Genomic DNA, 25,383 nt, shown 5'->3' on the forward strand with positions numbered 1-25,383 from the left:
TCTTACGGACTATCCTTGTCCGGATAAATCGGCACGTTGTGCAATGTTATTTGACAATTTAGAGCAATTACTCTAAAAACTGAAGCATTCCAATAACAATCGGGAACTTCGCCATGTCTGCCAACGTTGCCTACCTGCAAGATTCCCAGGCGCTGGACCAGCTCCAGGAACTGTTCGACGCCCAGCGCCAAGCCTACGCCGCCAACCCGATGCCGCCGGCCACCCAGCGCCAGCAATGGCTCAAGGCCTTACGCGAGCTGCTGAGTGACGAACGCCAGGCGCTGATCAACGCCATCAGCAGTGATTTCAGCCACCGCAGCGCCGACGAAACCCTGTTCGCCGAACTGATGCCCAGCCTGCATGGCATTCACTACGCCAGCAAACACCTCAAGGGTTGGATGAAACCTTCCCGCCGCGCTGTAGGCATTGCCTTCCAGCCCGCGTCCGCCAAGGTCATCTATCAACCCCTGGGTGTGGTCGGGGTGATCGTGCCCTGGAACTACCCGTTGTACCTGGCCATCGGCCCGCTGGTGGGTGCATTGGCGGCCGGCAACCGGGTGATGCTCAAGCTCAGCGAATCCACCCCCGCCACCGGCCAGTTGCTCAAGGCGCTGCTGGCGAAGATCTTCCCCGAGGACCTGGTGTGCGTGGTGCTCGGCGAGGCTGAAGTGGGCATGGCGTTTTCCAAGCTGCGCTTCGACCACCTGCTGTTCACCGGCGCCACCAGCATCGGCAAGCACGTGATGCGCGCGGCGGCCGAACACCTGACGCCGGTCACCCTGGAACTGGGCGGCAAATCACCGGCGATTGTTTCCGCCGACGTGCCGCTCAAGGACGCCGCCGAACGCATCGCCTTCGGCAAGGCGCTGAATGCCGGGCAAACCTGCGTGGCGCCGGACTATGTGCTGGTGCCGGAAGACCGTGTAGACGGCTTCGTCGAGGCCTACAGCAAGGCGGTTCGCGGGTTCTATCCGACCCTGGCCGACAACCCGGACTACACCGCCATCATCAACGAACGACAGTTGGCCCGGCTCAACGGCTACGTGAAAGACGCCACCGACAAGGGTGCCACCCTGGTCCCGCTGTACGACCAGGGCCAGGACCGCCGCATGGCCCACAGCCTGCTGCTGAATGTCAGCGACGAGATGACCGTGATGCAGGACGAAATCTTCGGCCCGGTGCTGCCGATCGTGCCGTATCGCGGCCTCGACCAGGCCTTTGCCTACATCAATCAGCGCCCTCGCCCACTGGCGCTGTATTACTTCGGCTACAACAAGGCGGAACAGAACCGCGTACTGCACGAAACCCATTCCGGCGGCGTGTGCCTGAACGACACGTTGCTGCACGTAGCCCAGGACGACATGCCCTTCGGCGGCATCGGCCCGTCGGGCATGGGCCATTACCACGGCCATGAAGGTTTCCTGACGTTCAGCAAGGCCAAGGGCGTGCTGATCAAGCAACGCCTGAACGCGGCCAAGCTGATTTACCCGCCCTATGGCAAATCCATCCAGAAGTTGATCCAGAAGCTGTTCGTCCGCTAACAAACCCATCACCGGGATAACAATAAGAATGAACCCTAGCCTGACTGAATCACCCGCGCTGTCACGGCGCGGCGTCTTGAAACTCGGCCTGTGCGCCAGCGCCTTCCTGGCCACCGCCGGGCTGGGCGCCAGCCTCAGCGGCTGCTCCAGCAGCACCCCGGCCAGCGGCTTTGCGATGTTGCGCAGCAGTGACCTGCCGTTTTTGCGGGCAGTGATTCCGGTGCTGCTGGAGGGCGTGGCCAGCGCCGAGATAGTGGTGGCCGGCATCGACGACACCCTGAAAAAGCTCGACTTCAGCCTGCAACACCTGTCGCCCGAGATGTTCAAGCTGACCCAGCAACTGTTCGACGTCTTGGGCATGGCCATCACCCGTGGGCCCCTGACCGGGGTGTGGGGCAGCTGGGAAAACGCCAGCGGCGAACAGATCCGCAACTTCCTGCACCGTTGGGAAAACAGCTACCTGAACCTGCTGCGCATGGGCCAGGGCTCGTTGCTCAAGCTGGTGATCATGGCCTGGTATTTCCGCCCCGAGTCCTGGGCGCATTGCGGCTACCCCGGCCCACCGAAAATCTGATCTGCATCCCGATAAAAACAAGAGACGACCCTGATGCCCGTACCTGATCTGTTCCGCGATGGCATGGCCCGCGGCTGGAAGACCCACAATGGCGCCGCCCTCGACCAGGACCTGACCCTGGAAGCCGACGTCGCGATCATCGGCAGCGGCGCCGGCGGCGGCACCACCGCCGAAATCCTCAGCGCCGCCGGCTACAAGGTGCTGCTGATCGAAGAAGGCCCGCTGAAGACCAGCAACGACTTCAAGCTGCTGGAAGACGAGGCCTACGCCAGCCTCTACCAGGAAGGCATCGGCCGCATGAGCAAGGACGGCGCTATCACCATCCTGCAGGGCCGCGCGGTCGGCGGCACCACGCTGATCAACTGGACCTCCAGCTTCCGCACCCCGGACCCGACCCTCGCCCACTGGGCCAGCGAGTACGCGGTCAAGGGCCACAGCAGCGCCGAAATGGCGCCCTGGTTCGAAAAAATGGAACAACGCCTGGGCATCGCGCCTTGGGCCATGCCACCGAATGCCAACAATGACGTGATCCGCAAGGGCTGCGAAAAGCTTGGATACAGCTGGCACGTGATCCCGCGCAATGTGCGCGGCTGTTTCAACCTGGGGTATTGCGGCATGGGTTGCCCGGTCAACGCCAAGCAATCAATGCTGGTGACCACCATTCCGTCCACCCTGGAGAAAGGCGGCGAGCTGCTGTACCTGGCCCGTGCCGAACGCCTGAAGTTCAGCGGCGACACCATCACCAGCCTCGAATGCGTGGCCATGGATCAGTATTGCGTGGCACCCACCGGCCGCAAGATCACAGTCAAAGCCAAGCATTACGTACTGGCCGGCGGCGGCATCAACAGCCCGGCGCTGCTGCTGCGCTCGGACGCGCCCGATCCCCACTCGCGCCTGGGCAAGCGAACCTTTTTACACCTGGTGAATTTTTCCGCCGGGTTGTTCGACGAGGTGATCAACCCGTTTTACGGCGCGCCGCAGTCGATTTATTCCGATCACTTCCAATGGCAGGACGGCACTACCGGCAAAATGTCCTACAAGCTCGAAGTACCGCCACTGCATCCGGGCCTGGCCAGCACCTTGCTCGGCGGCTACGGCACGCAGAACGCGCTGGACATGGGTCAACTGCCGAAAACCCACGCCATGCTGGCGCTGCTGCGGGACGGCTTCCACCCCGACAGCCCGGGTGGCACAGTCGAATTACGCGGCGATGGCACACCGGTGCTCGATTATCAGGTTTCGCCCTACGCCTGGGACGGCCTGCGCCGGGCATTCCACAGCATGGCGGAGATTCAGTTTGCCGGCGGCGCCAAGTCGGTGATGCCGCTACACGGCGATGCGCGCTACGTGAACACCTTGGCTGAAGCCCGCAGCATGATCGACGGGTTGAACCTCGAATTGCACCGAACCCGGCTCGGCAGCGCTCATGTAATGGGCGGTTGCGCGATGGGGGAAGAACCGAAAAACGCCGTGGCCGACAGCCTTGGGCGCCATCATCAACTGCGCAACTTGTCGATCCACGATGGCTCGCTATTCCCCACCAGCATTGGCGCTAACCCGCAGTTATCGGTGTATGGATTGACGGCGCAACTGGCGACGGCATTGGCCGAACGTCTGAAAACGGCCTGAAAAAACCGGGTATTCGCGGTGTCTATAGTGCTTTCTTCTGAATAAGTTGACTTGGCCGACCGGGATGGCTGCGATACCATCCGGTTCCCCAACGGACTCCGCCAGGACGACGCGATGAACCGAGTGTTGTACCCAGGTACCTTCGACCCAATCACCAAGGGCCATGGCGATCTGGTCGAACGCGCCTCGCGCTTGTTCGACCATGTGATTATCGCGGTCGCTGCCAGCCCCAAGAAAAACCCGCTGTTTCCCCTGGAACAGCGCGTGGAGCTGGCCCGTGAGGTCACCAAGCATCTGCCCAACGTTGAAGTGGTCGGCTTCTCGACGCTGCTGGCGCACTTCGCCAAGGAACAGAACGCCAATGTGTTCCTGCGCGGCCTGCGGGCGGTGTCGGATTTCGAATACGAATTCCAGCTGGCCAACATGAACCGCCAACTGGCGCCGGACGTGGAAAGCCTGTTTCTTACGCCTTCGGAACGTTATTCGTTCATTTCCTCGACGTTGGTCCGGGAAATCGCGGCGTTGGGCGGGGATATCACCAAGTTCGTGCACCCGGCTGTGGCGGATGCTCTCACCCTGAGATTCAAGAAATAATCCCGGACTGCAGGAGCTGGCTTGCCAGCGATCCAGGCGCCACGGTGCAACTGACCCATCGCCATCGCCGGCAAGCCGGCTCCTACTGTCCATCGCTGTGACTCGCACTGCGGGCGCCAATGCGGCACAATTGCGCGCATTAGTTTTCAGATGCCTTGGCTGACAGCCCTGGCAGGAGTTTCCATGTCCCTGATCATCACCGACGATTGCATCAACTGCGACGTCTGCGAACCCGAGTGCCCGAACGCTGCCATTTCCCAGGGTGAAGAGATCTATGTGATCGACCCCAACCTGTGCACCCAGTGTGTCGGCCACTACGACGAACCCCAGTGCCAGCAGGTTTGCCCGGTGGATTGCATTCCGCTGGACGAGGCTCATCCGGAAACGGAAGAGCAACTGATGGAGAAGTACCGGTTGATTACCGGGAAGGCCTAAGTCCCTTGGCGCTTCATTAAGCCCCTTCGCGAGCAAGCCCGCTCCCACATTCGACCGAGTTCCACCTTTGGAATGCAGTCGAATGTGGGAGCGGGCTTGCTCGCGAAGACGCCATCAGCAGCACCACAAATCGTCAGCTCTGACACTTCGGGCAAAACACACTCGCCCGCTGCCCCAGCATCACGTTGCGCAACTCAGTCCCACAGACCTTGCACGCCTCGCCACCACGGCCATAGACGAACAATTCCTGCTGGAAATACCCCGGCTGCCCGTCGCCGCCGATAAAGTCACGCAACGTGGTGCCGCCGCGCTCGATGGCCGCCGCCAGGATGCGTTTGATCTCAATCGCCAGCTTCAGGTAACGCCCACGGGAAATGCCCTTGGCTTCCCGGCGCGGATCAATCCCGGCGGCAAACAGCGCCTCCGTCGCGTAGATATTGCCCACGCCCACCACCACCGCGTTGTCCATGATGAACGGCTTCACCGCCATCGAGCGTCCACGGGACAGCTGGAATAGCCGCTCGCCGTCGAACAGGTCGGTCAACGGCTCCGGCCCCAGGCGGATCAGCAGCTCGTGGTTCAGCGGGTCGAGGCTCCAGAGCATCGCGCCAAAGCGTCGCGGGTCGGTGTAGCGCAGGGCCAGGCCCGACTCCAGTTCTATATCCACATGCTCATGCTTGGCCGCCGGGCTGCCGGCTTCCACCAGGCGCAGGTTGCCCGACATCCCCAAGTGGCTGATCAGCGTGCCGACCTCGGCATTGATCAACAAATACTTGGCCCGCCGCTCCACCAGCACGATGCGTTGCCCGGACAGCCGCACATCCAGGTCTTCCGGGATCGGCCAGCGCAGGCGCCGCTCACGCACCACCACACGGCTGACCCGCTGGCCTTCCAGGTGCGGTGCAATTCCGCGCCGGGTGGTTTCGACTTCCGGTAACTCGGGCATGTGTACCTCTTGGAAAAAGGGTTAGTGCGCGCCCAGCTCGCGGATCGACAACTTCAAACTCTCGAAGTCGTAGTCCGACAGGCCGATATGGTCCAGCACCAGCGGGCCGATGGCGTTCCACTCATGGTCATCCACCTGGTTGCCCAGCACGCGGTACGACGCACAAATGTGCTCGGCCATCTTCAGGATCGCCAGCAGGTTTTTCAGCTGCGGCTTCTGGTTGGACTCGTCGCTGAAAATCGCCAGGGCATTGTGGTGATTGGCGATGGCATCGGTCACATGTTCCGGCAGGCGCCAGGATTTGGCGGTGTAGTAACCCACCACGGCATGGTTGGTGTTGAACGCCTGGTTCTCGGTGTCGACCACACGGCACTCCGGGCCGGCGTTGGCATAGGCCTCTTCCAGCACACTCATGTAGTTCGGGAAACGCTTGAGCATCAACGGCACGCCGCAATCGTGGAACAGCCCCAATGCGTAGGCTTCATCGACCGCCTGGCTGCCGGTGCGCTTGGCCAGGGCCAGGCAGGTCATGGCCACGTCCTGGGCTGTGTCCCAGAAACGGTTGAGGGTGACGATCGTGTCGTCGCTCATCTCGCCCTTGATCGACTGCGCGTTGATCAGGTTGACGATGGAGCGGCTGCCCAGCAGGTTCACCGCGCGCTGTATCGAGACGATCTTGTTGCTCAGACCGTAATACGGCGAATTGACGATCTTCAGCAGCGAGCCGGAGAGGCCCGGGTCCTGGGCGATCAACCGGGCGATCACTTCCAGGTCCGGATCGGGCATGTACTGCTCCATCTGCAAATCCACCATGATTTGCGGTTGAGGCGGCACACTGATGCCTTGGAGGCTCTGTTGGATCTGTTCGGCGGATAGCTCTTGGGACATAGGGGGCACACTCTGGACTAGGCGGCGATTCTAACCTTTATGGCAACCAGGCTGACACCTCAAAAACCCGAACTGAAACCGGACCGAATGTGGGAGCGGGCTTGCTCGCGAAAGCGGTGTGTCAGCCACGGAATGGGTTTACTGATCCTCCGCTTTCGCGAGCAAGCCCGCTCCCACATGTCCGGCGGCACCGCCAAGTACTGCACAACACGGTATACTCCCGCTCTTTTTTCCGGAGCGACGTCATGTCCCTGCCAAGCCTGCGTCTCAAAGCCAACGCCGATCGTCGTTTGCGTAACGGCCACCTGTGGGTCTACAGCAACGAAATCGATGTGGCCGCCACACCTCTTCACGGCTTCCAGGCAGGCGACCAGGCGATCCTGGAAGCAGCCGGCGGCAAGACCCTCGGCATCGTGGCCATGAGCCCGAACAACCTGATCTGCGCCCGCCTGCTGTCCCGCGACATCAAGTTGCCGCTGGACAAGTCGCTGCTGGTACACCGCATCAACGTCGCCCTGTCCCTGCGTGACCGCCTGTTCGACAAGCCGTTCTACCGCCTGGTGTACGGCGATTCCGACTTGTTGCCAGGCCTGGTGGTCGACCGTTTCGGCGACATCCTGGTGGTGCAGATCGCGTCGGCGACCATGGAAGCCCACAAGGAAGACGTGATTGCCGCACTGACCCAAGTGCTCAAGCCAAGCGGCATCCTGTTCAAGAACGACTCCGCCGCGCGTGATGCCGAAGGCCTCAACCGCTACGTCGAAACCGTGTTCGGCCTGGTGCCGGAGTGGGTTGCCCTCGAAGAAAACGGCGTGAAGTTCGAAGCGCCGGTGATCCAGGGCCAGAAGACCGGCTGGTTCTACGACCACCGCATGAACCGCGCCCGCCTGGCCCCGTATGCCAAAGGCAAACGCGTACTCGACCTGTACAGCTACATCGGCGGCTGGGGCGTGCAAGCGGCCGCCTTCGGTGCCAGTGAAGTGTTCTGCGTCGACGCCTCCGCCTTCGCCCTCGACGGCGTGGAGCGCAACGCGGCACTGAACGGCGTTGCCGAGAAAATGACCTGCATCGAAGGCGACGTGTTCGAAGCCCTCAAAGAGCTGAAAGCCAGCGAAGAGCGTTTCGACGTGATCGTCGCCGACCCGCCTGCCTTCATCAAGCGCAAGAAAGACATGAAAAACGGCGAAGGCGCCTACCGCCGCCTGAACGAGCAAGCCATGCGCCTGCTCAGCAAGGACGGCATCCTGGTCAGCGCTTCGTGCTCGATGCACTTGCCGGAAGACGACCTGCAAAACATCCTGCTGACCAGCGCCCGTCACCTGGATCGCAACATCCAGATGCTGGAACGCGGCGGCCAGGGCCCGGACCACCCGGTGCACCCGGCGATTGCCGAGACCCGGTATATCAAGAGCATTACTTGCCGGTTGTTGCCGAACAGCTAACGCCCAATTGGAACCGGATCAACTGTAGGAGCGAGCTTGCTCGCGAAAGACGAATAGACAACACGGGCTACCTGATAGCGCTGCGTTATCGTTGACGTTCTTCGCGAGCAAGCTCGCTCCTACAGCGGCAACACACACCATCATGGGCTTGGCCTCCCACAACACTTTTGATTGAATTCCCCGTTTCGCAGACTAGTATCGGTTTCTGGTTTTACTCCGGAAAATAAAAACAATGTCTGAGTCCTCTTATTCGCCACCCCATGGCGACGTAAAACGCCAACAACGCTCGCGCTTCATCCTCATCACCTGCATCTCGCTGATCAGCTTCTTCCCGATCAATATCCTGCTGCCCTCCTTTCCAGCCCTGGCCGCGAAGTTCGATACCTCAACTGCTGAGGTCGCCTTATCCATCAGCCTGTTCACTCTGGTTTTTGCGATTTCCCAACTGATCGCCGGCCCGCTTTCAGATAAATTCGGGCGCAAGGAAGTGCTGCTGGGGTGCATCGTGGTTTCCACCCTAGGCTCGATCGGCTGCGCACTGGCGGCGAATTACCCGAGTTTCCTGCTGTTTCGCGCCGTCCAGGCCATCGGCTGTGGCTTTTTTGTACTCGGCCATGCGCTGGTTGAAGACCTTTTCGAAGAGCAGGATCGCGCCCGCATCCGCATCTACTACATGACCCTGAGCGGATCGTTCGTTGCGCTGTCGCCGCTGCTCGGCTCCTGGCTGCAAACCACATTTGATTGGCAGGGCAGCTTTTATGGATTTGCGGTGATGGCGCTGGGCATGTTTATCCATGCCTGGCTGATATTGCCGTCCAAGGCGGCCAGCCCTGAAAGAGCCCCTGTTTCGATCATCGCCACGCTGAAATCCATCGCAAGCAACCGGGACTTCATCCGTTACTGGTGGATCGCCGCGTTGGTATTCGCGTGTTACTTCGCCTTGATCAGCGTGACACCGCTGATTTTCATGGATGAGTTGAAGCTGTCCGAATACCAGTACGCGGTAGTGCTGATGGTGTATGGCGTTGCCTACCTGCTGGGCGGCGTTGCAGCAACTGCACTGCAGAAACATATCTCCCTCACGCGACAAATCAACCTCGGGCTGGGCCTGCTGGGGATCGCAGGCGTATTGCTGACGCTGGTGATCAGCTATGAGGCCATGACCACCATCACCCTGCTGATCCCGATGCTGATCAGCGCCCTGGCCGTGACCCTGGTACGCCCCGCCGCGATTTCCGCGGCCATGTTGCTGTTCTCCAGCAGCGCCGGCACCGCCGCGTCGGTCGGCAACAGCATCATGTTCATCACCGCCGCCGTCAGCAGCGCCGCGCTCGCCCAAGCCGGAGACAACTTGCTGATGACCATCGCCATCAGCTTCATCGTGCTCAGCGTTTGGGGCGTAGTGACGAACATCAGAGTCGGACGCTAACGCTCTCCCACTCCCACTCCCACTGTAGGAGCGAGCTTGCTCGCGAAAAACATATAGGCGACACGGGCCACCTGATAGCGCTGCGTTATCGTTGACGTTCTTCGCGAGCAAGCTCGCTCCTACAGAAGGCATGACATATTCAGAACCAGTGTTTAAACGCCAATAGACACTGTTGCCTCCTACCGTCTCTCTTCTACCCACACGAAGAGGACGAAGGAATGTCCACCCAACAAAACGCCCATCGGCTGCGTAAAGGCCGCTATTCGGAATCCGGCCGCATTTACCTGCTCACCGCCGTCACCCATCAACGACAGCTGGTCTTCCAGGACTGGCGCATTGGTCGCCTGCTTGTTCGCGAATTCAGAAAGGCTCAGGACGACGGCGAGGCGACCTCACTGGCCTGGGTCGTGATGCCGGACCATTTCCATTGGCTGGTGGAATTGCACAACGGCGATTTGCCGAGACTGATGCGGATTACCAAGTCGCGAAGTGCCCACGCCATTAACAAAGCGAGGAGTTGCCACGGGACACTTTGGCAAAAGGGCTACTTTGATCGGGCGCTACGCCGGGAAGATGACCTGAAAGCAACAGCTCGATACATCGTCGCCAATCCATTAAGAGCAGGGCTGGTTGAGCGTATCGGCGACTATCCGCTCTGGGACGCCATGTGGCTGTGAAATACGCAACCCTGTAGGAGCGAGCTTGCTCGCGAAAAACCAACAGACGACACGGACCACCTGATAGCGCTGCGTTACCGTTGACGTTTTTCGCGAGCAAGCTCGCTCCTACAGGTAGACGGCCATTCCCTCCGGCCGCCAGCGGTGTAGAATCGGACCTATTCATCGCCAGTCATCCCCCGGCGGGTTTATGAGCTCGAGGCCCAAGCAAGCGGCGATCCCGCGACGCGAGTGGCAACTTCCGGACACACGGCCATTTTTCGGGTGTTCCAGTCGTCAATTAGAAGCTCACTCCCCTTTAGTACTTGATTAGCCGCCCGGAGTGCTCCAATGCCTGATTACCGCTCGAAAACATCCACCCACGGCCGCAACATGGCCGGCGCCCGCGCACTGTGGCGCGCCACGGGGATGAAAGATGACGACTTCAAGAAGCCGATCATCGCGATTGCCAACTCGTTCACCCAGTTCGTACCCGGCCACGTCCACCTCAAGGACCTGGGCCAACTGGTCGCCCGCGAGATCGAACGCGCCGGCGGTGTAGCGAAAGAATTCAACACCATCGCCGTGGATGACGGCATCGCCATGGGCCATGACGGCATGCTGTATTCCCTGCCGAGCCGCGAGATCATCGCCGACTCCGTGGAATACATGGTCAACGCCCACTGCGCCGACGCCATCGTGTGCATCTCCAACTGCGACAAGATCACCCCCGGCATGCTGATGGCCGCCCTGCGCCTGAACATCCCGGTGATCTTCGTCTCCGGCGGCCCGATGGAAGCCGGCAAGACCAAGCTCGCCTCCCACGGCCTCGACCTGGTGGACGCCATGGTCATCGCCGCCGATTCCAGCGCTTCTGACGAGAAGGTCGCGGAATACGAGCGCAGCGCCTGCCCTACCTGCGGTTCGTGCTCCGGCATGTTCACCGCCAACTCGATGAACTGCCTGGTGGAAGCCCTGGGCCTGGCGTTGCCGGGCAACGGCTCCACATTGGCCACCCACAGCGACCGCGAGCAGCTGTTCCTGCAGGCCGGCCGCACCATCGTCGAGCTGTGCAAGCGCTACTACACCGAGAACGATGAGTCGGTGTTGCCGCGCAACATCGCCAATTTCAAGGCGTTCGAAAACGCCATGACCCTGGACATCGCCATGGGCGGTTCCACCAACACCATCCTGCACTTGCTGGCCGCCGCCCAGGAAGCCGAGATCGACTTCGACCTGCGGGACATCGACCGCCTGTCCCGCCACGTGCCGCAACTGTGCAAAGTCGCGCCGAACATCCAGAAGTACCACATGGAAGACGTGCACCGTGCCGGCGGGATCTTCTCGATCCTCGGCTCCCTGGCCCGTGGCGGCCTGTTGCACACCGACCTGCCGACCGTGCACAGCAAATCCATCGCCGAAGGCATCGCCAAGTGGGACATCACCCAGACCACTGACGAAGCCGTGCATCACTTCTTCAAGGCCGGCCCGGCCGGCATCCCGACGCAGACCGCGTTCAGCCAGTCGACCCGTTGGGAAACCCTCGACGACGACCGTGAAAACGGCTGCATCCGCAGTGTCGAGCATGCCTATTCGAAAGAGGGCGGCCTGGCCGTGCTGTACGGCAACATCGCGCTGGATGGCTGCGTGGTGAAAACTGCCGGTGTCGACGAGTCGATCCACGTGTTCGAAGGCCGCGCCAAGATCTACGAAAGCCAGGACAGCTCGGTACGCGGCATCCTCGCTGACGAAGTGAAGGAAGGCGACATCGTCATCATCCGTTACGAAGGCCCGAAAGGCGGCCCGGGCATGCAAGAGATGCTGTACCCGACGTCGTACCTGAAATCCAAGGGCCTGGGCAAAGCCTGCGCCTTGCTGACCGACGGCCGTTTCTCCGGCGGGACCTCGGGCCTGTCCATCGGCCACGCTTCGCCGGAAGCTGCTGCGGGCGGCGCCATCGGCCTGGTGCAGGATGGCGACAAGGTGCTGATCGACATTCCGAACCGCTCGATCAACCTGTTGATCAGCGATGAAGAACTGGCGGCACGCCGGGTCGAGCAGGACAAGAAAGGCTGGAAGCCGGTGGAGAAGCGTCCGCGCAAAGTCACCACCGCCTTGAAGGCTTATGCCCTGCTGGCCACCAGTGCCGACAAAGGTGCTGTGCGTAACAAGGCGATGCTTGACGGTCTGTAAACCTCGCCCATAAAAATGCCCCGCCATGTGCGGGGCATTTTTTTGTCTGGAGATAATTCCCCAAACAAAGAAGATCAACTGTGGGAGCGGGCTTGCTCGCGAATTGCGGTGTGCCAGTTACTGAATAAGCTGGCTGATCCACCGCCTTCGCGAGCAAGCCCGCTCCCACATTTTTGACCGAGTCCAGCCGTACTTACTGAATCTCGTCCGGCTTGACGATCACCCAGTTTTTATCCGCCGTCACCGGCAACCCTTCCTTGGCCTGGGCCGCAGCGTGCTTGGCCATCATGCCGTTGAGCTGGGTCATGTATTTGTCTTTACGGTTGATCCACAGGTGGATGCCGCCCTTGGCCACGTCCACGTCATGGAACAGCATGTAGCCGTCACTGGTCGGCGTGTCGCCACCGACGATCACCGGTTTTTTCCACTCGTCGATATAGGTCAGGATCGCCGCGTGCTTGCCGGCCATCCAGGTGGCCGGGGTCCACAGGTACGGGGTCAGCTCCAGGCCGAGGTTGGCCTTCTCGTCATACTTGCCGGCGGCAATCTGCTTGCGGGCGGTGGTCAGCTCGCCGGTCTTGCGGTCCTTGAGCAAGGTGCTCACGCCGATGACATTCTCGGGTTTGACGTTGTAGCCGTACTTCGGATCGGCCGCGACCATGCGCACCAGTTCCTCGGACGCGGCGGTCATCACGTAGACCTCGATGCCGTTTTCCATCAGCTTGTTGAACAGCTCAGCCTGGCCGGTGAAGACCTTCGGCGGCTGCACTTCCATGTTCTTGACCACGTCACCGTCGTAATAGGTGACCGGCACCGGCTTGCCTGACGCCATCATCTCGTCGACGTAGCCCTTGAGTTCCTTGAGGGTGAAGCCGGAGAAAATCTGCGCGACCCACGGGTAGCAGACCATGTCGTCGACTTCGCAGAGGCGGTAGTAGTAGCTGAAGAGGCTTTCCTTGTGGTCGGCGGTGTCTTTGAACGGGATCAGCTTCAGGGAGGGGTCCATGGTGTCGCGGGTGATCAGGCCCTTGTTTTCCAGGTACGGCAGCAACGACTCTTCAAGGTCGTAGCGGTAACTGGTGTTGTCCATGTCGAACACCGCGAAGTTGCCCTTGTTGGCATTGGCGGCAATCATCGTGTCCAGTTGCTTGGCGGCAGCCGCCGGCCAATGTTTCAACTCGGTGGCGGCAAAGGCCTGGCTCGCGAGGCCCAGGCACAGCGCGGCGGCAAACAGTTTCGGCGCTAGCTTCATGTGCGTTTTCTCCCTGAGTGAAAGACATCGACGCTAACAAATCTGTATGACAGTTATCGCCCGAGCGCGACCGCTTTCGTCTTGATCGCGCCAATGCCATACGCCTGCGCGTCATTCGCTTATTCCAAAAACGACAGTCGCCATGCGATAACGTTATTAAATCAATATATTTCAAGCTGTTAGGCTTGCCGGTTCGCAATCGCAGGCTCCTGCGATTGGCTGCCTTCTCAACGGAGCTTCAATGAATCTGCCCCTGATTCTCAACTTACTGGTGTTCGTGGCCTTGCTGCTGGGCCTGGCACAAACCCGCCGAACCAACTGGAGCCTCGCCAAGAAGGTGTTGTTTGCGTTGGTACTCGGCGTGATCTTCGGTGTGGTGCTGCACGCGATCTACGGTGCCGGCAACCCGGTGCTCAAGGCCTCGATCGGCTGGTTCGACCTGGTCGGCAACGGTTACGTGCAGTTGCTGCAAATGATCGTGATCCCGCTGGTGTTCGCCTCGATCCTCAGCGCCGTGGCCCGTCTGCATAACGCCTCGTCCCTGGGCAAGATCAGCTTCCTGACCATCGGCACGCTGCTGTTCACCACGGCGATTGCGGCGCTGATCGGTATCGGCCTGACCAACCTGTTCGGCCTCACCGCCGAAGGCCTGGTGGCCGGCACCCAGGAAATGGCGCGCCTGCAAGTGATCCAGAGTGATTACGCGGGCAAGGTTGCCGACCTGAATATCCCGCAGCTGCTGCTGTCGTTCATCCCGCAGAACCCGTTCGCCGACCTGGCCCGGGCCAAGCCGACGTCGATCATCAGTGTGGTGATCTTCGCTGCATTCCTTGGGGTTGCCGCGCTGCAACTGCTCAAGGATGACGTGGAAAAAGGCCAGAAAGTCCTCAACGCCATCGACACCCTGCAAGCCTGGGTGATGCGCCTGGTGCGCCTGGTGATGAAGCTGACCCCGTACGGCGTATTGGCGCTGATGACCAAAGTGGTCGCCAGCTCCAACCTGCAAGACATCATCAAGCTCGGCAGTTTTGTGGTGGTGTCGTACCTGGCCCTGGGCCTGATGTTTGTGGTGCACGGCCTGCTGCTGTCGCTGGCCGGGATCAACCCGCTGCGGTTCTTCCGCAAGGTCTGGCCGGTACTGACGTTTGCCTTCACCAGCCGCTCCAGCGCCGCGAGCATCCCGCTGAGCATTGAAGCGCAGACCCGTCGCTTGGGGATTCCGCAGTCCATCGCCGGTTTTGCCGCCTCGTTTGGCGCGACGATTGGCCAGAACGGTTGCGCGGGTCTTTACCCAGCGATGCTGGCGGTGATGGTTGCGCCGACCGTGGGTATCAACCCGCTGGACCCGCTGTGGATCGCAACACTGGTGGCGATTGTGACCTTGAGTTCGGCCGGTGTGGCGGGCGTGGGCGGCGGTGCGACGTTTGCCGCGCTGATCGTGCTGCCGGCGATGGGCTTGCCGGTGTCACTGGTGGCGCTGCTGATTTCGGTTGAGCCGCTGATCGACATGGGCCGTACGGCATTGAACGTGAACGGTTCGATGACGGCGGGGGCGATTACCAGCCAGATCATGCAGCAGACGGATAAAGAACTGCTCAATGCCGATGAGCATGCGGAATTGGCGCAGGCCTGACAGACCGCTATCGCAGGCAAGCCAGCTCCCACATTGAACCGGTTTTTTCAGTAATACTCGGTCAACTGTGGGAGCTGGCTTGCCTGCGATGCTCTTAGGCTTTTTCCCAGACTTCGAAGTTGTACGCCGGCTTGTCACCCTCAGCCGCATTCTCGACATTCGACACCAGCTTCCACTGGTTCAAATCAAACTCGGGAAACCACGCATCCCCGTCCGGGCTCAACGCCACCCGCGTCAAATACAGGCGATCCGCCTGCTCCAGCCCCTGGGCATACAACTGCGCGCCGCCGATCAGCATCAGCTCATCCACGCCCTGCGCCTTGGCCCATTCCTCAGCCCGCTCCACGGCCGCGTCCAGTGACGGAAAAACTTCCGCACCTTCCAGCGCCAGATCGGTCTGACGGCTGACCACAATGTTCAACCGGCCCGGCAACGGTCGCCCCAGGGAATCCCAGGTCTTGCGCCCCATGATGATCGGCTTGCCCAGGGTGGTGGCCTTGAAATATTTGAAATCCCCCGGCAAATGCCAGGGCATGCTGTTGTCGACGCCGATCACACGGTTTTCACCGAGGGCTGCGATCAGGCTTAAAGGGAGAGTTTTTTTCATGGCGACGAGAATACCAGAGCCGCGCGCGGCATACCCCAACCGGCGTTCCAGCGGTTATGCTCCAGACTCACTGGCTCAACAGGACGGCGCGTGACAGCTCTGACCCCCCTGCAAACACTCTGGCTGACCGAGACCGTGCGCCTGCGCGAGGAACACGCGGGCGCCCTGGAAGACCAGGAAGCCAATCGCCTGGCCCGCAACACCGGCGGCGATTTGCCCACGCGCATTCAAAACCGTGCGCTGTGGCTGGCCGAACGCGATGGCCTGACCGCCGCCCTGACCCGCTGGCTGCAAGGCGCGCGCCTGGCGCTGATCCTGCTGGCGGTAGTCGCCATTATCAGCGGCGCCGGCCTGGCGTTTGCCGCGCTGGGCAACGGGTTGGCGCCGGTCAATGTGTTCTGGGCCCTGGGCAGCCTGCTGGGTTTGAACCTGATCCTGTTGTTGAGCTGGGCCCTGGGCCTGCTGTTTGCCGGTGAACACGGCGCCAGTCTTGGCCGCCTGTGGTTATGGCTCAGCGAAAAACTCGCCCGCGACGCCAAGGCCGCGCAACTGGCGCCCGCCCTGCTGCTGTTGCTGCAACGGCGCAAGCTCAATCGCTGGGCCGTCGGTGTGCTGGTCAACAGCCTGTGGCTGCTGGCCCTGCTCAGCGCCCTGGTGATCCTGCTGACGCTGTTGGCCACCCGGCGCTACGGTTTTGTGTGGGAAACCACCATCCTGCGGGCGGACACCTTTGTCGCCGTGACCCAAACCCTCGGCGCCCTGCCCGCCTTGCTCGGCTTCAATGTGCCCACTGTCGAGATGATCCGCGCCAGCGGCGATGCCGCCCTGAATATCGAAAGCGCCCGCCAGGCCTGGGCCGCCTGGCTGGTGGGCGTGCTGCTGGTGTACGGCATCCTGCCGCGGCTGATCCTTGCGTTGCTGTGCCTGTGGCGCTGGAAACGTGGGCGCGCCGCCTTGAGCCTCGACCTTAACCTGCCCGGCTACAGCCAACTGCGTGAACGGCTGATGCCCAGCAGCGAACGGCTTGGGGTCAATGATGCGGCGCCCGAACAATTGCACTACGTGACCGGCGGCGTCAGTGAACTGGAAAGCAACGGCGCCCTGCTGGTGGCCATCGAGCTGGACGACCAGCGCCCATGGCCGCCGAAGCTCCCGGCCAGTGTCAAGGACGCCGGCATCCTCGACAGCCGTGAATCCCGCAACAAGCTGCTGGAGCAACTCACCCGCTTCCCGCCCGCGCGCCTGGCCATCGCCTGCGACCCACGCCGCTCGCCGGATCGCGGCAGCCTTGCGCTGATTGCCGAACTGGCCCGCAGCGCCACCGCCACTCGGGTCTGGCTGCTGCAAGCGCCCGCCGGCCAAGCCCTGGATGCTGAGCGCCTAGGTGATTGGCACACGGCCTTGCAACAACTGGAGATACCGTTCGCCGATTGCGCGCCGCTCACCTGGCTGGAGACCGGTCATGACTAAGCCCCTGAAACTTGCGGTGGTCGGCCACACCAACGTCGGCAAGACCTCGTTGCTGCGCACGCTCACGCGAGACGTCGGCTTTGGTGAAGTCTCCCATCGTCCCAGCACCACCCGGCATGTCGAAGGTGCGCGCTTGTCGGTGGACGGCGAAGCCTTGCTGGAGCTGTACGACACGCCGGGCCTGGAAGATGCCATCGCCCTGCTCGATTACCTCGAACGCCTGGACCGCCCCGGCGAACGCCTCGACGGCCCGGCACGGCTGGCGCGTTTTCTGGAAGGCAGCGAGGCCCGGCAACGCTTCGAACAGGAAGCCAAGGTGCTGCGCCAACTGCTCGCCTCCGACGCCGGGCTGTATGTGATAGACGCCCGGGAGCCGGTGCTGGCCAAGTACCGCGATGAGCTGCAAGTGCTCGCCAGTTGCGGCAAACCGTTGCTGCCAGTGCTCAATTTTGTCAGCAGCGCCGACCACCGCGAGCCGGACTGGCGCGAAGCCCTCGCCCGCCTCGGCCTGCATGCGCTGGTGCGTTTCGACAGCGTCGCGCCGCCGGAAGACGGCGAGCGCCGGCTCTATGAAAGCCTCGCCCTGCTGCTGGAAAACTCCCGTGGGCAACTGGAACGGCTGATACTTGATCAGGAAGCCCAGCGCCAGGCCCGCCAGCAAAGTGCGGCGCGGCTGATCGCCGAACTGCTGATCGACTGCGCCGCCTGCCGCCGCAGCGTGGTCAGCGAAGCCGAAGTGGAACAGCAGGCCATCAGCGAACTGCGCAAAGCCGTGCGCCAGCGCGAACAGCGTTGCGTGGAGGCCTTGCTCAAGTTGTTCGGCTTCCGCCCGCAGGACGCCGCCGCCAGCGATCTACCGCTGCTGGACGGGCGCTGGGGCGATGACCTGTTCAACCCCGAGACCCTCAAGCAACTGGGCGTGCGGGTCGGTGGCGGAATCGCAGCCGGCGCGGCGGCCGGCGCAGGTGTGGATCTACTCGTAGGCGGCCTGACCCTCGGCGCCGCCGCCCTCGCCGGAGCCATCGCGGGAGGCGCGCTGCAAACTGCCCGCAGTTATGGCAGCCGCCTGCTGGGCAAGATCAAGGGCCAGCGCGAGCTGACCGTCGACGACAGCGTGCTGCGCCTGTTGGCCCTGCGCCAGCGGCAACTGCTCAAGGCCCTGAACCTGCGGGGGCATGCGGCGATCCACAGCATCAAGGTCGACACACCCCAGGACAAGACCTGGCGCGAAGGCAAATTGCCCGAAGCCCTGAACAAGGCCCGCGCCCATCCGCAATGGTCGTCCCTCAACCCGCACCCCAGGTTGAGCCAGGCCGAACGCCAGGAACAGGTCGAAGCCCTGGCCCAGCGCCTGGACGAGACCTAAGCCGCCAACAACTGCCGGGCCTTGGATTTCAACACTTCAAGGTCCAGCACCGGCACGTGCATTTCCTTGGCTTGTTCATCCCAGTGACGCATGCGCAGGCTGACGGCGCACAACGGGTCCTGCTCAAACGCCCGGGCTTCCTCGGCGGTCATCACGCCGCCCTGGTAACCCAAGGTACGACGGCTGGCTTCGCTCAAGCGTGCGTAATAATCCGGCTGGCTGAAGGTCAGATAACGCTTGGCCTGCACGTGGTATTCCACCAGTTTTGCCATCCGCTCGCTGAAGCCCGCCCGGCGCAGATAATCGGCGCCCAGCCGTTCATGGCTGACCACGCCATAACCGCCCATGTTCTCGCCACCTTGGCCGCAGATATGCCCGATATCGTGGAAGAACGCCGCCAGCACCACTTCATCATCGAAGCCTTCAGCCATGGCCAACTGCGCGGCCTGGGACATGTGTTCGATCTGCGAGACCGGCTCGCCGATGTAATCGGCGGTGCCGTGTTGTTCGTACAGGCCGAAGACCTCGGCGATTGCCTGCTCTGCTTTCATCACGCACTCCCCCACAGCTCAGTGATATTGCGCTCGGCCATCGCCGGCCCGACGCTCATGCCCACGCCGGTGTGCATCAACGCCGCGCTCACCCCCGGCGCCGCCCGCGTGAACGAGAACGGCCCCGGCCCACGGGAACCATAGACGCCCTGCCAGCGCTCCACGACCTGGATCTTGCAGCCCAGGGTATGTTCGGCCAGTTCGATCATCCAGTTGTCCACCTGTTCGGCGTTGAACGGTGAAGGATCGCTGCCGTAATGGTGAGAATCCCCGATGATCAGTTCGCCATAGGGTGTCGGGCTGATCAGCAGGTGAATACCGTTTTCATGCAGGTGCGGTACATCCCGCAGAATTTCGGCCTGTACCGGCGCGGCTTCCGGCAAGTCGGCGAAGGCGCCGTAGTGCACGCAGCTGAGGCCGGTCAGCAGCGCGTGTTGCAGGTTCAACTCCACCACTGGCCGGGCGCGCAGCATTTGCAGGCGGCAGATTTGCGGGTTGAGTTCGGCAATCTGCTCGGCCAGCAGCGTCTGGTAGTCGTGACCGGAGCAGACAATGATCTGCTCGCCGCGAAAGGAGCCGGCAGTGGTGTGCACCTGGCCGGGCTCGATGTCGCGCACCAGGGTGGAGAAATGAAACTCCACGCTCAGTTCGCGGCTGAGGTAGTTGATCAGCGCCGGGATAGCCTCGCGCGAATACAGTTGTTGATCATCCAGGCCGTGAAGCGCAGCGCGGTGATGGGCGAACTGGCCACCGTACAGCTCGTGCAGGGCGGCGCCTTGCAGCAACTTGACGCGATAACCGTGTTCTTGCGCGCGACCGGCGCAGAAGGCTTCAAGCAAGTGCTCTTCGGCTTCGGTGCGGGCGAACAAATAAGAGCCGTTGCGCTTGAGCTGGATGCCGGCGAGTTGCGCCCACTGGCCCCAGATCTCGCGGCTGTCCCGCGCCAGGTCGAGCATGGGCCCGGGCGGCTGGCCGGTGACCAGTGCCTGGCCGAAGTTGCGCACGGAAGCACCCAGCGGGGTGGCGCTGCGCTCGAAGACCTTGACCTTGAGGCCGCGTTTGGCAGCGGCAAAGGCATGGGACAGGCCGAGGATGCCGGCGCCGATGATCAGCAGTTGTGTCATGAAGACCTCTCGTTCCCACGCTCCGCGTGGGAATGCATCCTGTGACGCTCCGCGTCACGACTACAAAAGCGGACGCAGAGCGTCCAGAGCAGCGTTCCCACGCAGAGCGTGGGAACGATCGGTGGTTATTGTTTTTCCGACTTGCCGTCATAGCGCTTGCGCCATTCGGTCAGGATGCTGTCGCGGTTTTTCGACGCCCAGGCAAAGTCATTCTTGATCAACCGCTGCTCGTAGTCCGCCGGCAACTCGGTCTGCGGCTTGGCGATGCCCGGCTGGGCCAGTACCGCGAAGTTTTCCTTGTACAGCTCCATCGCCGCGGGGCTGGCGGAGAAGTCGGCGAGTTTCTGTGCCGCGTCTGCGTGGGCAGCGCCCTTGATCACGGCAGTGGCTTCGATATCCCAGCCCAGGCCTTCTTTCGGCAGGATGATGTCCAGCGGTGCGCCCTGGCGCTTCAGCTGAACGGCCGGGTATTCGAAGGAAATGCCGATCGGGAATTCACCCGAGGCCGCCAGCTTGCAGGGTTTGGAACCGGAGTGAACGTACTGGCCGATGTTCTGGTGCAGGTCGTCCATGTACTGCCAGCCCTGCTTCTCGCCGAAGGTCTGCAACCAGGCACTCACATCCAGGAAGCCCGTGCCGGACGAGGCCGGGTTGGGCATCACGATCTTGCCCTTGTATTCAGGCTTGGTCAGGTCCTGCCAGCTCACGGGCTTGCTCAGGCCCTGCTTTTCGGCTTCGACGGTGTTGAAGCAAATGGTCGCAGCCCACACGTCCATGCCGACCCAGGCAGGCGGGTTGGCGGCGTCGCGGTAGTTCGCACCGATCTTGCTCAAATCTGCCGGTGCGTAGTTTTGCAGCATGCCCTGCTGGTCGAGGATCGCCAGGCTGGAAGCCGCCAGGCCCCAGACCACGTCAGCCTGCGGGCGGGCTTTTTCGGCCAGCAGCTTGGCGGTGATGATGCCAGTGGAATCGCGCACCCATTTGATATCGATGTCCGGGTTAGCCTTTTCGAAGGCTTGTTTGTAGGTCTTCAATTGCTCGGCTTCGAGGGCCGTGTACACGGTCAACTCGGTCTTGGCGGCAAAGGCATTCAGGCTGAACGCAGTGAGCACAGCAGCGGCTAACGCCAGGGGCTTGAACATGGTGCAGTTCCTTTATGGATGATTTATTGACCGGGCGCGGTTTGGCGCCAGGCCTGGGAGCGGCGCAACAAGCCGCGTGAGGCCCACGCCAGCAGCAAGGACACGCCCGCCGAGGTGAACAGGATCAGGGTCGACATGGCCGCCGCACCGCCGACGTTGCCGGCGTCGTCCATGTTCAGCACGGCGACGGCGGCGAGAATGGTGTCGGGGCTGTAGAGGAAGATCGCGGCAGAGACGGTGGTCATCGCCGAGACGAACAGGTAGCGCACGATGTCCAGCAGCGCCGGCAGGCAGATCGGCACGGTGACCCGCAGGTAATGGCGGTACAGCGGCGCCTTCAGCGACAGCGCGGCGGCTTCGAATTCCGCGTCCAGTTGGCGCAGGGCCGTGGTGGCGGTCATTTGGGCGGTGGTCAAATAGTGAGCAATGGTGCACACCACCAGCAACGTCATGGTGCCGTAGAGCACATGCAGCGGGTTGCCGTTGAGGTTGAAAAAGAACACGTAGCCCAGGCCGAGCACCAACCCCGGCACCGCCATCGGCACGAAGCTGAGCATGCGCAGCGCCAGGTTCAGGCCCTTCTGGCCCCTGGTCTTTTCCATCAGGTAGGCGCCGGTGAAGATCAGCACGCTGCCGATCAACGCGGTGCACAAGGCCATGGTGATGCTGTTGCGGTAGGCCAGCCAGCCGCCGCCGGCCGTGTCTTCGAACTGGTAGTGGGCCAGGGACAGCGACAGGTTGTAGGGCCAGAATTTCACCAGGGATGAGTAGACCGCCATGCCGAACACCAGCAGCAGGATCGCGCAGATCAGCAGGACGATGGCCAGGTAGCAGCCATCCCGCAGTTTCGACGGTGCCGGCTGGAACACCTGGGCGCGGCCACTCATGCAGTCGCCATGGCGGCGGCGCAACCAGGCGTCGACACCGAAGCTGAACAGTGCCGGCAGCAGCAGGACCATGCCGATCAAGGCACCGCGGCCGAATTGCTGCTGGCCGACCACAGCTTTGTAGGCTTCCAGCGCCAGTACTTGATAGTCGCCACCGACTACCACGGGCACGCCAAAGTCAGTGATGGTCAGAGTGAACACCAGGCAAAACGCGGCAAACACGGCCTGGCGCGTCGCCGGCCAGGTGATGCTGCGAAACGCCCGTGCGGGACTCGCACCCATGCTCGATGCGGCGTCAAACAAACGTGCATCCGCCAGGGAAAGCGCCGACAACAGGATCATCAAGGCATGGGGAAAGGTGTAGATCACTTCGCCGAGGACGATGCCCCAGAAGCCATAGATGTTGTCCGACAGCAGCCCGCGCAGCATGCCCTGGTTACCGAATAGGTAGACCAGCGCAATCCCGGGCAGCATCGACGGCGCCATCAACGGCAGCAGCGACATGCCACGCCAGATCGCCTTGCCGGGAATCAGCGTGCGTTGCAGCGCGTAGGCAAACAGATAAGCCAGCGGTACGACGATGACCGCCACGCTGCCGGAAACCTTCAGGCTGTTACCCAGCAACCAGTGGAAGTTATCGCTGGTGACCAACTCCCGCGCCGCCACCAGGCCACCGCCCTGCCCGGCTTCACTGCTGAAGCCGCGCCAGAAGATCGCCAGCAGCGGCATCAGCACCGCGACGCCCAGCAGGCACAGCCAGAGCAGCTTGCCGCCGACTACAAAAATACGGTCGCCGAGTTCGGCACGGGAAACCTGACGAGCCACGTTATCGGGTATCGGCAGAGTCATATCGCGGGCCATCTCAGGCAAACACCTGCAGGCTGCGCGGGGGCAGCGCGACCCAGATGTCCTGGGCGCCAAGGCGCGGCATGGCTTCCGGGGCCAATTCGGCCAGCAGCGGATGGCCGGGCAGTTGGTCCAGCTCGAAGCTCATGCGGCAGCGGTTGCCGAGGAAAGTGATCTCGCGGACCTTGGCCGGGAACAGGTTTTCTTCATGCACCGGCGGGTTGACGCTGATGGCTTCCGGGCGGCAGAACAGACGGCCCGATTTCGCGACGCCTGCGTTGTCCGCCAGGCGCATGTTCATGCCGCCAACCTGAGCGTGGCTGGCGCTGTTGCGACTGAACGGCAGCCAGTTGCCCTGGCCGACAAACTCGGCCACGAACGGTGTGGCCGGGCGGTCGTAGATTTCCTGGGGCGTGGCGTACTGCTCGACCTTGCCGTTGTTCATCACGGCAATGCGGTCGGCCATCAGCATGGCCTCGTCCTGGTTGTGGGTGACCATCAGGGTGGTGATGCCCAAGCGGCGCTGCAATTGGCGCAGCTCGGTGCACAGATGCTCGCGCACCCGGGCGTCGAGGGCCGACATGGGTTCGTCCAGCAGCAGCAAGGACGGCGCCGGCGCCAGGGCGCGAGCCAGTGCCACACGCTGTTGTTGGCCGCCGGAAAGTTGGCCGGGGTATTTCTTTTCGCTGCCCACCAAACCCACCAGTTCGAGCATCTGCCCGACACGCTTGCGCACTTCATCACGGCCACTGCCGGTGAGGCCGTAGCCGATGTTCGCTTCGACGGTGAGATTGGGAAACAGCGCGTAGGACTGGAACAGAATGCCGTAGTCCCGAGCCTGGGGTGCCAGTAGGGAAACATCGCGGTCGCCGAGGTACAACTCGCCGCTGTCCTGGCGCTCCAGGCCGGCGATGCAGCGTAGCAAGGTGGTCTTGCCGCAGCCCGACGGGCCCAGCAGGCACACCAGTTCGCCAGCGGCGACGTCCAGGGACACGTTATCCAGCGCGGTGAAGGCGCCGAAGCGTTTCTGTACACCGCGCACCTTCATTGGCGCGCCGGGATTAGTCATGGCTGTGTTCATGGAGGCACCTCATCAAACTGATGAAGGTCATCCTAGGCAGGCAATGCGTCCCTCTTGTGGCAGAAAGGCAAAACGTGGCGATAGTGGTATTGGTGGATTTGGGTTGTGCCAACAGATTGTTCCTACGCTCTGCGTGGGAATACATCCTGTGACGCTCCGCGTCACGACCTTAAGAGCGGACGCGGAGCGTCCAGGCCAGCATTCCCACGCAGAGCGTGGGAACGATCAGAGCGGCGACATTTCCTGCACCAACCCCAGGAAAGCAGCCGGCAACCGCGCGCCCTTTCGCTCTTTGAGGCAGTACAAATACTCGGGAATCTGCGGCGCATTTTCGATGGTCAGCACGCGCAATTGCGGGTCGTGGGGCACTTCCTGGCGGGCAATGATGCTGATGCCGATATTGCGCAACACCGCCTCACGGATCGATTCCCGGCTGCCGATCTCCAGCAACGGCCCGTAACTCACGCCGGCGCCCTGCAACATCTCTTCCGTCAATCGGCGGGTGGTGGAGCCCGGCTCGCGCATCAGCAAGGTGTGCCCGGCCAGCGCGGTCAGTGGCACATGGTCGAGCACTGCCAGCGGATGATTGCGATGCACCGCCAGCACCAGCGGGTCCATGCCCAGTACCCGCCGGATCAGGCGCGGGTCTTCAAGCAATTGGGATGAGGCAGCGACGTCGACGCGGTAGTCATCCAGCGCTTCCAGCACCTGCTGGGAGTTGCCGATCTCCACCGAAACCTCGACCTGCGGCAGTCGCTCGCGGAAGGTCTTGACCAGGTCGAGGATGTAATAAGGTGCCGTCGCGGCAATCCTCAAGGCCCCTTGTACCTGGCCACTGTTGCGCAGGAAAAACTCGATGTCCGCTTCCTGCTGCAACAGCGCCTTGACCATCGGCAACAGCCGCGCGCCTTCGTCGCTGACGGTCAGGCGGCGCCCGCCACGGTAGAACAACTCCACCGAGTACTGGCTTTCCAGGTGACGAATCTGGGTGGTCACGGTGGGCTGGCTCAGCCCGAGCTTTTTCGCCGCCTGGGTAATACTGCCCAGGCGGGCGACCATGTAAAACGCCTTCAGCTCGGCACTCAGCACACCACCCT

22 protein-coding genes are annotated in these 25,383 nt (G+C 62.1%); 12 read left to right on the top strand and 10 right to left on the bottom strand.

Annotation, left to right across the window (positions count from 1 at the left end; genetic code table 11):
* The first annotated feature begins 113 nt into the window (after nucleotides 1-113).
* The 5 genes from C0058_RS30700 to C0058_RS30720 all read left to right on the top strand — a co-directional run bounded on the left by C0058_RS30700 (nucleotide 114) and on the right by C0058_RS30720 (nucleotide 4,773).
* Nucleotides 114-1,541 (top strand): coniferyl aldehyde dehydrogenase, encoded by a 1,428-nt coding sequence (locus tag C0058_RS30700; RefSeq protein ID WP_008438970.1) that lies wholly within the window; start codon nucleotides 114-116, stop codon nucleotides 1,539-1,541.
* 28 nt (nucleotides 1,542-1,569) lie between these two features.
* Nucleotides 1,570-2,115 carry a twin-arginine translocation pathway signal protein gene (locus tag C0058_RS30705; protein ID WP_102370105.1) on the top strand — a complete coding sequence of 182 codons (546 nt, stop codon included), beginning with the start codon at nucleotides 1,570-1,572 and terminating at the stop codon, nucleotides 2,113-2,115.
* Between the two features lie 33 nt (nucleotides 2,116-2,148).
* Complete coding sequence (locus C0058_RS30710; protein WP_003213795.1) at nucleotides 2,149-3,744, top strand: GMC family oxidoreductase; 1,596 nt, start codon at nucleotides 2,149-2,151, stop codon at nucleotides 3,742-3,744.
* A gap of 114 nt (nucleotides 3,745-3,858) precedes the next feature.
* Complete coding sequence (coaD, locus tag C0058_RS30715; protein ID WP_003176711.1) at nucleotides 3,859-4,338, top strand: pantetheine-phosphate adenylyltransferase; 480 nt, start codon at nucleotides 3,859-3,861, stop codon at nucleotides 4,336-4,338.
* 183 nt (nucleotides 4,339-4,521) lie between these two features.
* On the top strand, nucleotides 4,522-4,773 hold the full coding sequence (locus tag C0058_RS30720) for a YfhL family 4Fe-4S dicluster ferredoxin (protein ID WP_003213796.1): 252 nt from the start codon (nucleotides 4,522-4,524) through the stop codon (nucleotides 4,771-4,773).
* Nucleotides 4,774-4,906: 133 nt separating this feature from the next.
* Here C0058_RS30720 and mutM read toward each other — a convergent pair whose 3' ends face one another.
* Both mutM and C0058_RS30730 read right to left on the bottom strand, forming a co-directional pair.
* Nucleotides 4,907-5,719 carry a bifunctional DNA-formamidopyrimidine glycosylase/DNA-(apurinic or apyrimidinic site) lyase gene (gene mutM, locus C0058_RS30725; protein WP_008438968.1) on the bottom strand — a complete coding sequence of 271 codons (813 nt, stop codon included), beginning with the start codon at nucleotides 5,717-5,719 and terminating at the stop codon, nucleotides 4,907-4,909.
* Between the two features lie 21 nt (nucleotides 5,720-5,740).
* Nucleotides 5,741-6,553, bottom strand: coding sequence for an HDOD domain-containing protein (locus tag C0058_RS30730; RefSeq protein ID WP_174717803.1), 813 nt, complete (start codon nucleotides 6,551-6,553; stop codon nucleotides 5,741-5,743).
* A gap of 299 nt (nucleotides 6,554-6,852) precedes the next feature.
* Here C0058_RS30730 and C0058_RS30735 point away from each other — a divergent pair, with 299 nt between their 5' ends.
* From C0058_RS30735 to ilvD, 4 genes are all read left to right on the top strand, one after another.
* Entirely contained in the window at nucleotides 6,853-8,049 is a 1,197-nt protein-coding gene (locus C0058_RS30735) for a class I SAM-dependent rRNA methyltransferase (protein ID WP_003213799.1), read from the top strand.
* A gap of 232 nt (nucleotides 8,050-8,281) precedes the next feature.
* On the top strand, nucleotides 8,282-9,478 hold the full coding sequence (locus C0058_RS30740) for an MFS transporter (protein WP_102370107.1): 1,197 nt from the start codon (nucleotides 8,282-8,284) through the stop codon (nucleotides 9,476-9,478).
* Between the two features lie 218 nt (nucleotides 9,479-9,696).
* Nucleotides 9,697-10,155, top strand: coding sequence for a transposase (locus C0058_RS30745; protein ID WP_003213801.1), 459 nt, complete (start codon nucleotides 9,697-9,699; stop codon nucleotides 10,153-10,155).
* Between the two features lie 330 nt (nucleotides 10,156-10,485).
* Nucleotides 10,486-12,327, top strand: coding sequence for a dihydroxy-acid dehydratase (gene ilvD / locus C0058_RS30750; protein WP_003213802.1), 1,842 nt, complete (start codon nucleotides 10,486-10,488; stop codon nucleotides 12,325-12,327).
* 193 nt (nucleotides 12,328-12,520) lie between these two features.
* Here the strand turns inward: ilvD and C0058_RS30755 are convergent, their stop codons facing one another.
* Entirely contained in the window at nucleotides 12,521-13,579 is a 1,059-nt protein-coding gene (locus C0058_RS30755) for a phosphorylcholine phosphatase (RefSeq protein WP_003213803.1), read from the bottom strand.
* Nucleotides 13,580-13,820: 241 nt separating this feature from the next.
* On the opposite strand from C0058_RS30755, the gene C0058_RS30760 reads away from it, so the two are divergent.
* Entirely contained in the window at nucleotides 13,821-15,212 is a 1,392-nt protein-coding gene (locus C0058_RS30760) for an L-cystine transporter (RefSeq protein ID WP_003213804.1), read from the top strand.
* Between the two features lie 94 nt (nucleotides 15,213-15,306).
* Here C0058_RS30760 and C0058_RS30765 read toward each other — a convergent pair whose 3' ends face one another.
* Entirely contained in the window at nucleotides 15,307-15,819 is a 513-nt protein-coding gene (locus C0058_RS30765; RefSeq protein ID WP_008438965.1) for a dihydrofolate reductase, read from the bottom strand.
* A 90-nt stretch (nucleotides 15,820-15,909) separates the two neighbouring features.
* On the opposite strand from C0058_RS30765, the gene C0058_RS30770 reads away from it, so the two are divergent.
* The gene (locus tag C0058_RS30770) at nucleotides 15,910-17,289 is read left to right on the top strand and encodes a DUF2868 domain-containing protein (RefSeq protein WP_102370108.1); all 1,380 of its coding nucleotides are present in this window, start codon (nucleotides 15,910-15,912) and stop codon (nucleotides 17,287-17,289) included.
* Complete coding sequence (locus tag C0058_RS30775) at nucleotides 17,282-18,655, top strand: DUF3482 domain-containing protein (RefSeq protein WP_102370109.1); 1,374 nt, start codon at nucleotides 17,282-17,284, stop codon at nucleotides 18,653-18,655. The genes C0058_RS30770 and C0058_RS30775 overlap by 8 nt, the downstream gene beginning before the upstream one ends.
* Here the strand turns inward: C0058_RS30775 and C0058_RS30780 are convergent.
* The 6 genes from C0058_RS30780 to C0058_RS30805 form a co-directional block, all read right to left on the bottom strand.
* Nucleotides 18,652-19,206: a phosphonate degradation HD-domain oxygenase gene (locus tag C0058_RS30780; RefSeq protein ID WP_102370110.1), complete on the bottom strand. Its 555-nt coding sequence runs from the start codon at nucleotides 19,204-19,206 to the stop codon at nucleotides 18,652-18,654. The two genes, C0058_RS30775 and C0058_RS30780, sit on opposite strands and share 4 nt — an antisense overlap.
* Nucleotides 19,206-20,330, bottom strand: a complete 1,125-nt coding sequence (locus C0058_RS30785) for a TIGR03364 family FAD-dependent oxidoreductase (RefSeq protein ID WP_102370111.1) — start codon at nucleotides 20,328-20,330, stop codon at nucleotides 19,206-19,208. Before C0058_RS30785 ends, C0058_RS30780 begins: the two co-directional genes overlap by 1 nt.
* Before the next feature lie 125 nt (nucleotides 20,331-20,455).
* Nucleotides 20,456-21,472: a putative 2-aminoethylphosphonate ABC transporter substrate-binding protein gene (locus C0058_RS30790; protein ID WP_102370112.1), complete on the bottom strand. Its 1,017-nt coding sequence runs from the start codon at nucleotides 21,470-21,472 to the stop codon at nucleotides 20,456-20,458.
* 23 nt (nucleotides 21,473-21,495) lie between these two features.
* Nucleotides 21,496-23,220 (bottom strand): putative 2-aminoethylphosphonate ABC transporter permease subunit, encoded by a 1,725-nt coding sequence (locus tag C0058_RS30795; protein WP_102370113.1) that lies wholly within the window; start codon nucleotides 23,218-23,220, stop codon nucleotides 21,496-21,498.
* Nucleotide 23,221: 1 nt separating this feature from the next.
* Nucleotides 23,222-24,286, bottom strand: a complete 1,065-nt coding sequence (locus C0058_RS30800) for a putative 2-aminoethylphosphonate ABC transporter ATP-binding protein (protein WP_023659299.1) — start codon at nucleotides 24,284-24,286, stop codon at nucleotides 23,222-23,224.
* 225 nt (nucleotides 24,287-24,511) lie between these two features.
* Nucleotides 24,512-25,375 (bottom strand): LysR family transcriptional regulator, encoded by an 864-nt coding sequence (locus C0058_RS30805; RefSeq protein ID WP_102370114.1) that lies wholly within the window; start codon nucleotides 25,373-25,375, stop codon nucleotides 24,512-24,514.
* Nucleotides 25,376-25,383 lie beyond the last annotated feature (8 nt).

Source organism: Pseudomonas sp. NC02 (assembly GCF_002874965.1).
Lineage (GTDB): Bacteria > Pseudomonadota > Gammaproteobacteria > Pseudomonadales > Pseudomonadaceae > Aquipseudomonas.